Below are 9,759 nucleotides of genomic sequence, written 5' to 3' on the forward strand. Positions count from 1 at the left end.
CCTGGCCGAAGTCGAGGACATGCCCTTCGAGCTGCCCGAACCGCACGAGCTGGCCAGTCGCGGTGCCGGGCGATGCCGTCGTAGCCGAGGTAGGCCCCGGCCGCGCAGAGCTCGGCGTGCAGGCCGGGGTCCGGGTTGCGGTCGGCGTGCGCGAGCACCACCCGATCAGCCCGAACACCGTGGGAGCCCAGCTCGTCGAGCACCTCGAAGGTGGCGCTGCCGTGTTCGAGGTGCACCATCACCGGTGCTCCGGTGGCCGCGTGCGCGGCGGCGACCGCGGCCAGCACCCGGTGCTCGAAGGCGGTGATCGACCAGTAGCCGATCCCCGCCTTCAGCAGCCCGGCGCGCACTCCGTCCACATCGGACATGCCGGTGACCAGGTCGGCGGTGAACCGCTCGGCCAGTTCGTCCTCGGTGCCGGCCAGCAGCGGGTGGTCGTCCGGGTAGTGGGCCTGCCGGTGCGCGCCGGTGGTCGCGATGACGTGCAGGCCGGTGCGCTCGGCGATGCGGGCCATCCCGGCCGGGTCCCGGCCGAGGCCGATCGGCGTCGCCTCGACCATCGCCTCGATCCCGGCCTCGCGCAGGTGCTGCGCCTCCTGCCCGCTGCGCTGCTCGTCGTCGAGCTCGTCGCCCGGCAGCAACGGCGTGACCTGGAACAGGTGCTCGTGGTAGTCGGTGCGGCCGAGCTCCTGCGCAGGTACGTCGCCGAGGACGGTGCGGACCGTCATCGCACCGCCTCGGCCGCCGCCGCGAGCTCGCCGACGGTCTGCTCGTCCAGCTCCAGGTCGAAGACCTCCGCGATCACCTGCGACCAGCCGTGGATGAAGTACCGCCAGCCGTCCACCACGGTGAGCTGCGCCGACTCCTCCTGCGCCCGGGCCTGGTGCAGGAACTCCAGGCTCCCCCGGTAGTTCAGCTCCCACACGACGGCGTTGCGCGGCCACCGGACCTCGTCCGACAGCGGCGAACCCGGCCGGTCCTTGCCGAGACCGGTGGCGTTGACGATCAGGCTGCCCTCCGGGCACGCCGCGACCAGCTCGTCGGCGGGCCCGTCGGCCACCACCGCCACGACGTCGTCGGTGTCCAGTCCGCCTCGGCGCAGCACCTCGACCAGCTCGGCCAGGCGGTGCTCGTCGGTGTCGGTGCACACGATCCGGCGCGGCCGGTCGTCGCGGCGCGCCAGGTACCAGGCGATCGCCGTGCCGGCCCCGCCCGCGCCGAGGCACAGCAGGTCCCCACCGGTTTCGGCGAAGTGGTCCGGGGCGAGGAATTCCTCGATGGACAGTCCGGCGGTGATCGGGTCCTTCGCGTGCCCGACCAGCGCGTCGCCCCGCTTGGACACCGAGGAGATCTCCCCGCAGAGCCCGGCGAACTCGTCCAGCTCGGCGAACATGTCCCCGGCCGCGTCGTGCACCCCGATCTTGTGCGTGGTGATCAGCGCTCCGCGCAGCCCCGGGTCGCCCTGGATCGCGCCGACCACCTCGCGGTACTGCTCGCGGCTGGCCCCGACCGGGAGGTCGAAGCCGACCAGCTGGTCCGATGGCAGTCCGAGCACCCGGGCCCAGGCCGGGAAGACCTTGCGGATCGAGGACTCCCCGGTGCTCACACCGACGAAACCCATCGCCGCGTCGTCGTTCAGCTTGGTCATGCGGTCTTCTCCTCGATCTGTGCGCGACTCTCCGGCGTGCGGCCGGAGGAGGCGCCGGGGCCCATGCGGTCTACGGCCTCAGGAGCGCCGCTCATTTCCCCGCCATCCCGGGTAGACCGCGCGACTTCCCACCGCGCAGGTTCTCCGCGCCCACCGCGATCAGGATCAGCACCCCGATCGCGATCTGCAGCCAGAACGGGTCGACGCCGAGCAGCGTGCCGCCGTTGTTGAGCAGCCCGACCACCAGCGCACCGACCAGCGCGCCGAGCGCGGTGCCCTTGGCGCCGAACAGGCTGGCCCCGCCGATGACGCACGCGGCGATGGCCTGCAGCTCGTAGCCGGTGCCCGAGGTCGGAACACCGTTGCCCAGCCGGGAAGCCAGCAGGACGCCCGCGAACGCGGCGAGCAGCCCGGACAGCGCGTAGGCCGACAGCAGCACCGCTCGCACCGGAACACCGGTCAGGCGGGCGGATTCGACGTTCGAACCGACGGCGTAGACGTACTGGCCCCAGACGGTGCGCCGCAGCAGCCAGGCCATCACGACCGTCACCAGCAGCATCAGCCAGGTCAGGTTGGACACCCCGAACAGCGAGCCGCCGGCGATCGCGGTGAACTCCGCGGGCAGCGGCTGCACCGTGCGGCCGTCGGTCAGCAGCAGCGTCGCGCCCCGGGCGATGCCCATCATGCCCAGGGTGACGATGAACGGCGGCATCCGCAGCACCGCCACCAGCACGCCGTTGATCAACCCTGCGCCTGCGCCGACGATCAGCGCGAGGACGACGGACAGCGCCACCGGCAGACCACCGGTGGTCTCGAACACCGCGGTCGCGGCGACCACCCCGGCCAGGCCGACCACCGAACCCACCGACAGGTCGATGCCGGCGGTGAGGATCACCAGCAGCTGCCCGACCGCGATGATCGCGTAGATCGACACCTGGCGGCCCAGGTTGTCCAGGTTCGTCCCGCTCAGGAACGAGTCGGTGGCCAGGCTCAGCCCGAACGCGATCAGCAGCAGCACCGGGATGCCGCCGAACCCGCGGTCGAAGAGGTGGCTCAGCCGCAGGATCTCCGAATCGGCCGGTTCCGGCTTGGACTTGCGCTTGCGCTTCCCGCCCGCCGCGGAAGGCGCGGGGGCGCTTGCGACGTCGGTCATCGCATCTCCTGTGTTCTCATCGGGCGCCCGCGCCCGTTCGGTTCCCGGTTCATGAGGTCTCCTGCGCGCCGGCGGCGACGGGGCTGGCCAGGTGCAGCACGTCCTCCTCGGTGGCCTCTGCCGGATCGAGGTACCCGGCGATGCGCTGCTGCCGGACCACGGCGATCCGGTCGCACAGGCCGAGCAGTTCCGGCAGGTAGGACGACACCACCACGACGGCCAGCCCGGCGGCCGCTAGCTCGGCGATGACCCGGTAGATGTCGGCCTTCGCGCCGACGTCCACGCCCTTGGTCGGCTCGTCGAGCAGCAGCACCTTGGCACCGGTCGCCCGCCACCGGGCGACCAGCGTCTTCTGCTGGTTGCCGCCGGAGAGCGAGGACACCGGGTCGGTCCAGTCGCCGAACTTCACCCGCAGCCCGTCGGCCGCGGCGGAAACGTGGTCGCGCACCTTGCCGCGGCGCAGCACGCCGAGCGAGCTGACCGAGCCGATGCTGGCCATGGCCACGTTCTTCTCGATGCTCAACCCGAGCATCAGCCCGGATTCCTTGCGGTCCTCGGTCAGCAGGCCGATCCCGCTGCGCGCGGCCGCCCGCGGCGAGGAGGTGTCGACCGCCTGGCCGTCCACCAGCACCTGGCCGGCCAGAACGGGGTCGGCGCCGAACACGGCCCGCAGCAGCTCGCTGCGTCCCGAGCCGAGCAGTCCGGCCAGGCCGAGGATCTCCCCGGACCGCACCGAGAGGTCCACCGGCTCGTCGAAGCCGACCGGCCGGATCCCGCGCAGCTCCAAGCGGACGTCCCCGGGCTCGGCCCGCTCGCCCGGGTAGAGGCTTTCGATGTTCCGGCCGACCATGGCGTGCACCAAGGTGTCCTCGGTGTGCTCGGCCATCGGTTCGGTGGCCACCAACCTGCCGTCGCGCAGGACGGTGACCCGGTCGCCGATGGCGAACATCTCCTCCATGCGGTGGCTGACGTAGAGCACGGCCACGCCCTCGTCGCGCAGCGCGCGGATCCGGTCGAGCAGCGCCGCGGCTTCCTGCTCGGACAGCGCGGTGGTCGGCTCGTCGAAGATCACCAGCTTCGCGTTCTGGCCGAGCACCCGGGCGATCTCCACCAGCTGCCGGGTCGCGGTAGGCAGCTCGGCCACGCGGGTTTCCGGGTCCAGGTCCGCCAGCCCCACCCGGGACAGCATCGCGGTGGCCATCTCGCGCTGCCGCCGCAGATCGCGGAACCCGGCGCGGGACGGGAAGCGCCCCATGCACAGGTTCGCCGACACGGTGAGCTCCGGCAGCAGGCTGAGCTCCTGGTAGACGACGCCGACCCCGGCATCGCGCGCCGCCGAGGGGGTGAGCACCGGGCGCATCGGCTCCCCGGCCACCCGGTACTCCCCCGCGTCGCGGGTCTCCGCGCCGGTGAGGATCTTGATCAGGGTCGACTTGCCCGCCCCGTTCTCCCCGGCCAGGCAGTGCACCTCGCCGGGGAGGACCTCCAGGTCCACGCCGTCCAGCGCGGTCACGGCGCGGTAGGTCTTGCGCACGCCGCGCAGGCTGATCACTGCGGTGTCGGCCATCGCTCAGCCCTTGGTCTTCGGCGGGTCGAGCAGCTGGGCGTACTCCGGTTTGTCCACATCGGACTTGTCGATGACGACCGCGCCCGGGTCGAGGTTCACCGGCGGGGTGCTGCCCGCGGCGGACATCGCCGCTTCCACCACGCCCTGGTAGCCGAAGAAGAACGGGTTCTGCACCAGGATCGCGTCGACGGATCCGTTGCGCACGCCCTCGACCTCGGCCGGGTCGGAGTCGAACGCCACCACCGCGAGCCGGTCGGCCGCACCCCGCTCGGCGACCGCGCGCGCCGCGCCGGTGCCGGAGGTGTTGTTGTCGGCGAAAACGCCCGCCAGGTCCGGGATTCCGGTGATGGCGTCGTTGACCTGGCCGACGGCCTTGTTCAGGTCGTTGTCGTTGACCGCGGTCTGCACGACCTTCGCCTGCGGGCACTTCTCGGCGAGCCCGGAGGTGAACCCGGTCAGCCGGTCGGTCAGCACCTGCTGGCCGGAGGTCGAGCTCTCGTGCAGGATCTTGCCCGCTTCCTTGCCCTGCGCGGTGAGCAGCTCGCACATCCGCTGCCCGGCCTGCTGGCCGGCCTTGACGTTGTCGGTGCCGATGAAGCCCTCGGAGGCGGTGGTGATCGAGTTGTCCACCGTGATCACCTTGATGCCCTGCGCCCTGGCCCGGTCCACCGCGCTGTTGAGCGCGGTGGAGGAGTTCGAGGCGAGCACGATCGCCTTGGCCCCGCGGGCGATCGAGTTCTCCACCAGGCTGACCTGCTGGTCGATGTCGGTCTCCGAGGTGGGGCCGAACAGGCCCAGCTCGACACCCAGGTCGTCGCCGGCCTTCTCGGATCCGGCCAGCATCGACTGCCAGAACTCCGAGTCGGTCGCCTTGGTGATCACGTCGACCTTGGTCCCGGCGACCCCGCTGGTGCCGGAGCCGGCACCCGCCGCGGACGGCCCGAAGGCCGCTTTCCCGCCGACCAGCCCGGCACCGACCGCGACCACCGCGATCGCGGCCGCGACACCGGACGAGACGAACCGTATGCGCGCCATTGCAGCTCCTCGTTCACTAACTCGCTGAAATCCGGCTCAGCCCGCGACGGGCCTCGGGTTGGAACGGCACGTGGCGCGGCGCGCCCTCGCCTCGCAGCACGCGCCCACCGCTTCCGCGTTCGAGCGCCCAGCCGGAGCCCTCTTCGGACCAGAAGTGGCTTAACTGTCGTCCTGTCATGACAGGATGTCAAGACCTCGGAGATCACTGGTATCGGTTCGCGCGTCAGACGTGCTGGAGATGATTTCGATGCCGGTAGCTCTCACGGCGATGAGCGCTGCGCAGAGCGGCGATCGCCCCGGCGAGTCAGCCGGCCCGGGGCGGGAGTCCTGATATCCTCTCATGACATGGTGACACGTATCGACCGCTCGTCCCCGCTGCCCTTCTACCACCAGCTGAAGCAGATCGTGGTCAGCGACATCAAGCGGCGCGGCATGTCACCCGGCGATCGGCTGCCCGGCGATCACGAGCTCTGCGAGACCTACGACGTTTCGCGCACCGTGGTGCGCCAGGCGCTTGCGGACCTCGAAGCGGAAGGCGTCATCGAGCGCATCAAGGGGCGAGGCACGTTCGTCTCGAAGCCGAAGATCGCCGAAGGGCTCGTCCGGTCCCTCACCGGCCTCTACGCGGACGTCGCAGCCCGCGGGTCGTCGCTGCGCAGCAACGTGCGGCGGATGGAGGTCGTCCCGGCCGACGAGCAGATCGCCGCCGACCTGGACCTCGCGCCGGGCTCCCCGGTGATCGTCATCGAGCGCTTGCGGTTCGTCGACGACGAACCCTGGGTGTTCACCGTGACCCACCTGCCGCACCACATCGCGCCCGGGCTGGAGCACGAGGACCTCACCACCCAGTCCCTGTACACCCTGCTCGAGCAGCACTACGGGGTCCAGCTCAAGCGGGGCAGGCGGTCGGTCGAGGCCACCAAGGCCAGTGCCGAGCTCGCCGCCGACCTGGACATCCCGGACGGGGATCCGGTTCTGCTGCTGCGCAGCACCAGCTTCGGCGTCGACGACCGCCCGGTGGAGATGTTCGTGGCGTTCCACCGCGGCGACCGCAGCCGGTTCGACGTCGACCTGGAGAGCTCGACCACGAGCAGCCCCAACACCCTGATGCGCGTCACCGCCTAGCCGCCCACCAGCAAGCCGCTCGCCGCCCACGGAGGTGAGCGGCGAGCGGGACCGTCCACGAAGGACAGGGTCGGCTGCGGAAACGTCAGCGGCGCAGCGAGGATTCGATGTCCTCCAGGGTGCGGCCCTTCGTCTCCGGCAGGCGCTTGGCGAAGAACACCAGGCCGACGAGGCCGAACAGCGCGTAGACCCAGAACAGCCCGGTGGGCGTGATCAGCTGGATCAGGCTGAGCGCGGTCAGCGAGATGATGAAGTCCAGCCCCCAGTGCGTCAGGGAGCCGAGGCCGGAGGCCTTGCCGCGCACCCGGGTCGGGAAGATCTCGCTGTTGATCAGCCAGATCGAGATGCCGAGGCTGACCGAGAACGCGGTGATGTAGAGGATCAGGCCCGCCACCAGCAGACCGCCCACGACGCCGGACTGCGAGGGCAGCAGGTACAGCGCGCCCAGGAACAGCAGGCTGAGCACCACGACCGCGGTGCCGCCCAGCAGCAGCGGGCGCCGGCCGACGCGGTCGATGAGCAGCAGCGCGATCAGGGTGCAGATCATGTTGGCGGCGCCGATGCCCACCGAGGACAGCAGGGCGGAGGAGTCGCCGAAGCCCGCCTGCGTGAGCAGGGTCGGCGTGTAGCTGATCACCGCGTTGACGCCGACGAGCTGGTTGGTCGCCGCCACGCCGACGCCGATCAGCACCGCGGGCCGCAGCCGGGCGCCGAACAGGTCCCGGTACGTCAGTCCCCGCTCGGCTTCCGCAGCCGCGGAGATGGCCGCGATCTCGGACTCGATCTCGTCGGCGGGCAACGTCCGGGCGAGCGCCCGGCGGGCGTCGTCGACGCGACCGCGGGCGAGCAGCCAGCGCGGGCTCTCCGGCAGCCGGAACAGCCCGAAGAACATCACCACGGCCGGGATCGCGGCCAGCGCCAGCATCCACCGCCACGCTGCCGCGTCGGCCAGCGCGTAACCGGCCACGTAGGACGCCAGGATGCCCACCGTGACCATCAGCTGGAAGCTGGACACCAGTCGACCGCGGATGTGCGGGGCGGCGATCTCGGCGATGTAGGCGGGAACGCACGAAGACGTCGCACCGATGGCGATGCCGAGGACCAACCGCGCCACCACCAGCGCACCGAAGCCCGGCGCCGCGGCGCACGCGACCGCGCCGACGGCCGCCACCGCCGAAAGCACCAGCAGCGTCCGCTTGCGGCCGATGCGGTCGGTCAGCGGGCTTCCGGTCAACGCACCCACGATCGCGCCGGCGAGCATCGCCGCGACCACGACCTGCTGCCCGATCTCGGACATCTGGAACTGCGGGGTGATGTAGAGCAGCGCGGCGGAGATGATCCCGAGGTCGTAGCCGAAGAGGAAGCCGCCCAGCGCCGAGATCGCGGCGGCGCCGAACACCCCGGCGCGCCGCCGGGACGATGCTCTCGATCGGTCGAGGACAGGTGAAGTCATGGACGAGGCTCCAGGAGAAGGCGGGCCCGGTGCGGGCACCGACGCTGGACAGCGCCCCACGGGCAACTGTCGAACCGCGAGAGATGAGACCTCCTGTCCGTACAGGATGTCAAGGCGGCGCGACGAGATGTCCGAATTGCCGCGCGGTCTTTCGTAGTATCACTACATCAGCTGGACTAGGCTGGTCCCGACCGACAACGCCGACGAGGGGACGACGGGTGAACGTGGCGGCGAACCAGCCGGACGAGGAATCGCAGAACAGCAAGGTCCCGCTCCTCGAAGCGATCGCGACGCGCATGGGCGAGCTGCGCCGCAGCGAGCGCAAAGTCGCCGAAGCCGTGCTCGCCTCCCCCAGCGACGTGGTGCACCTGAGCATGGCGGCACTGGCCGAACGCGCGGGCGTGAGCGAACCGACGGTGATGCGGTTCTGCACCGCGATGGGCGCCCGCGGCTTCCAGGCGTTCAAGCTCGAACTCGCGCAGACCGTCGCGCTCGGGCTGCCCGCCACGCACAGCGCGATCGAACCCGGCGAATCCGTGCCCACGCTCATCACGAAGGTGTTCGACCAGTCGATCAGCAGCCTCGACCGGGCCCGCCGCGCCCTCGACACGGCGCAGATCGAGCAGGCCGTGGAGCTGCTGGTCGAGGCGGACGAGGCGGTGTTCGTCGGGTTCGGCGCGTCGTCGATCGTCGCGCAGGACGCCCAGCAGAAGTTCCCGCTGTTCGGCATCCCGTGCACCGCACCCGTGGACGCGCACCAGCAGTTCATCGCCGCGTCGCTGGCCGGGCCCGGCACGGTCATGGTGGCGCTGTCGAACACCGGCCGGACGCAGAGCGTGCTCGACGTGGCGGCGGCCGCTCAGGAGCAGGGCGCGAAGGTCCTCGGGATCACCGGCGAGCAGAGCCCGCTGGCGGAGCTGGCCGACGTGCCGCTGGTCGTGAAGACCTTCGAGGACACCGATTTCTACACGCCGACGCTGAGCCGGCTGGCCGCGCTCGTGGTGGTCGACGTGCTCGCCACCGGGGTCGCGCTGCGCCGCCCGCCGGAGCACCTGGTCCGCCTGCAGCGGATGAAGGAGGAGCTGACCGCGATGCGGGCCGGGACGCGACCCCCCGCCGCGTCCCGGCCCGAATAGCCCGTCAGGGCGCCAGAACCGCCTTCAGGCAGCTGCTGTCGGCCACCGCCGCCAACGCGTCCGGGTACTCGTCGAGCGAGAACCGGTGCGTGATCATCCCGTCGGTCCGCACCCGGCCCGAGCGCAGCACCCGCAGTGCCCGCTCGATCCCGTGCAGCTGCGCGAAGGACCCGATGATCGTCAGCTCGCGGCGGAACACCTCGTAGGCGGGCACCGGCCAGCTCGCCGACTCCGCGGCCATGCCGTACACGACGATCGTCCCGCCCTCGCGGACCAGGCCGAAGGTCTCCTCCAGCACCGACACCGCGCCGGTCGCGTCCACCACGACGTCGAAGCCCTCCGGCGCGAGCGCGCGCAGTTCGGCGAGCCCGGCCGACGGGTCGGACCGGTCGAGGCGCACGGTGCGGTCCACGCCGAACTCCGCTGCCTTGGCCAGCTTCGACGGCGTCGGCGCCGCCACCGTCACCCGACCGGCCCCGGAGTGCGCGGCGAGCTGCGCCAGCAGCAGGCCGGTCGGCCCGGCGCCGAACACCACGACGTCGGATCCGGGCGTCAGCGCCACCCGGTCGAGGCGGCGACATCGGCAGTCATCGAGGTGTCCTCACTGGGCTTTCGTCGGGGGGGAGCGGTCGAGGGTTGCAT

9 protein-coding genes are annotated in these 9,759 nt (G+C 71.3%); 2 read left to right on the forward strand and 7 right to left on the reverse strand.

The window, feature by feature from the left end; genetic code table 11:
• The 5 genes from ABTZ89_RS29910 to ABTZ89_RS29930 all read right to left on the reverse strand — a co-directional run.
• The coding region (locus tag ABTZ89_RS29910) for a phosphotriesterase family protein (RefSeq protein WP_351050929.1) at positions 1-728 on the reverse strand (728 nt) is incomplete at its 3' end.
• Positions 725-1,648: a saccharopine dehydrogenase NADP-binding domain-containing protein gene (locus ABTZ89_RS29915; RefSeq protein WP_351050932.1), complete on the reverse strand. Its 924-nt coding sequence runs from the start codon at positions 1,646-1,648 to the stop codon at positions 725-727. The genes ABTZ89_RS29910 and ABTZ89_RS29915, both read right to left, overlap by 4 nt.
• Before the next feature lie 91 nt (positions 1,649-1,739).
• Entirely contained in the window at positions 1,740-2,801 is a 1,062-nt protein-coding gene (locus tag ABTZ89_RS29920; RefSeq protein ID WP_270951964.1) for an ABC transporter permease, read from the reverse strand.
• A 49-nt stretch (positions 2,802-2,850) separates the two neighbouring features.
• Positions 2,851-4,368 carry a sugar ABC transporter ATP-binding protein gene (locus ABTZ89_RS29925; RefSeq protein WP_351050935.1) on the reverse strand — a complete coding sequence of 506 codons (1,518 nt, stop codon included), beginning with the start codon at positions 4,366-4,368 and terminating at the stop codon, positions 2,851-2,853.
• Positions 4,369-4,371: 3 nt separating this feature from the next.
• Positions 4,372-5,403, reverse strand: coding sequence for an ABC transporter substrate-binding protein (locus ABTZ89_RS29930; RefSeq protein WP_270951962.1), 1,032 nt, complete (start codon positions 5,401-5,403; stop codon positions 4,372-4,374).
• A gap of 345 nt (positions 5,404-5,748) precedes the next feature.
• Between ABTZ89_RS29930 and ABTZ89_RS29935 the strand changes: the two genes are divergently transcribed.
• Positions 5,749-6,528 carry a GntR family transcriptional regulator gene (locus tag ABTZ89_RS29935; protein ID WP_351050939.1) on the forward strand — a complete coding sequence of 260 codons (780 nt, stop codon included), beginning with the start codon at positions 5,749-5,751 and terminating at the stop codon, positions 6,526-6,528.
• A gap of 85 nt (positions 6,529-6,613) precedes the next feature.
• Here the strand turns inward: ABTZ89_RS29935 and ABTZ89_RS29940 are convergent, their stop codons facing one another.
• Positions 6,614-7,981 (reverse strand): sugar porter family MFS transporter, encoded by a 1,368-nt coding sequence (locus tag ABTZ89_RS29940; RefSeq protein WP_270951960.1) that lies wholly within the window; start codon positions 7,979-7,981, stop codon positions 6,614-6,616.
• 218 nt (positions 7,982-8,199) lie between these two features.
• Here ABTZ89_RS29940 and ABTZ89_RS29945 point away from each other — a divergent pair, with 218 nt between their 5' ends.
• Entirely contained in the window at positions 8,200-9,117 is a 918-nt protein-coding gene (locus tag ABTZ89_RS29945; protein WP_270951959.1) for an SIS domain-containing protein, read from the forward strand.
• A gap of 4 nt (positions 9,118-9,121) precedes the next feature.
• On the opposite strand, the gene ABTZ89_RS29950 is transcribed toward ABTZ89_RS29945, so the two are convergent.
• A complete protein-coding gene (locus ABTZ89_RS29950; protein WP_351050944.1) occupies positions 9,122-9,679 on the reverse strand; it encodes a zinc-binding dehydrogenase in 558 nt (185 codons plus the stop codon).
• Between the last annotated feature and the right edge of the window lie 80 nt (positions 9,680-9,759).

Origin of the sequence: Saccharopolyspora sp. NPDC002686 (genome assembly GCF_040295745.1) — a bacterium.
GTDB lineage: Bacteria > Actinomycetota > Actinomycetes > Mycobacteriales > Pseudonocardiaceae > Saccharopolyspora > Saccharopolyspora oryzae.

Excerpts from the sequence above, each read along its gene's own strand:
- ABTZ89_RS29930 (WP_270951962.1), bottom strand. The coding sequence starts at position 5,403 with ATGGCGCGCATACGGTTCGTCTCGTCCGGTGTCGCGGCCGCGATCGCG.
- ABTZ89_RS29925 (WP_351050935.1), bottom strand. The coding sequence starts at position 4,368 with ATGGCCGACACCGCAGTGATCAGCCTGCGCGGCGTGCGCAAGACCTAC.
- ABTZ89_RS29940 (WP_270951960.1), bottom strand. The coding sequence starts at position 7,981 with ATGACTTCACCTGTCCTCGACCGATCGAGAGCATCGTCCCGGCGGCGC.
- ABTZ89_RS29920 (WP_270951964.1), bottom strand. The coding sequence starts at position 2,801 with ATGACCGACGTCGCAAGCGCCCCCGCGCCTTCCGCGGCGGGCGGGAAG.
- ABTZ89_RS29915 (WP_351050932.1), bottom strand. The coding sequence starts at position 1,648 with ATGACCAAGCTGAACGACGACGCGGCGATGGGTTTCGTCGGTGTGAGC.
- ABTZ89_RS29935 (WP_351050939.1), top strand. The coding sequence starts at position 5,749 with ATGGTGACACGTATCGACCGCTCGTCCCCGCTGCCCTTCTACCACCAG.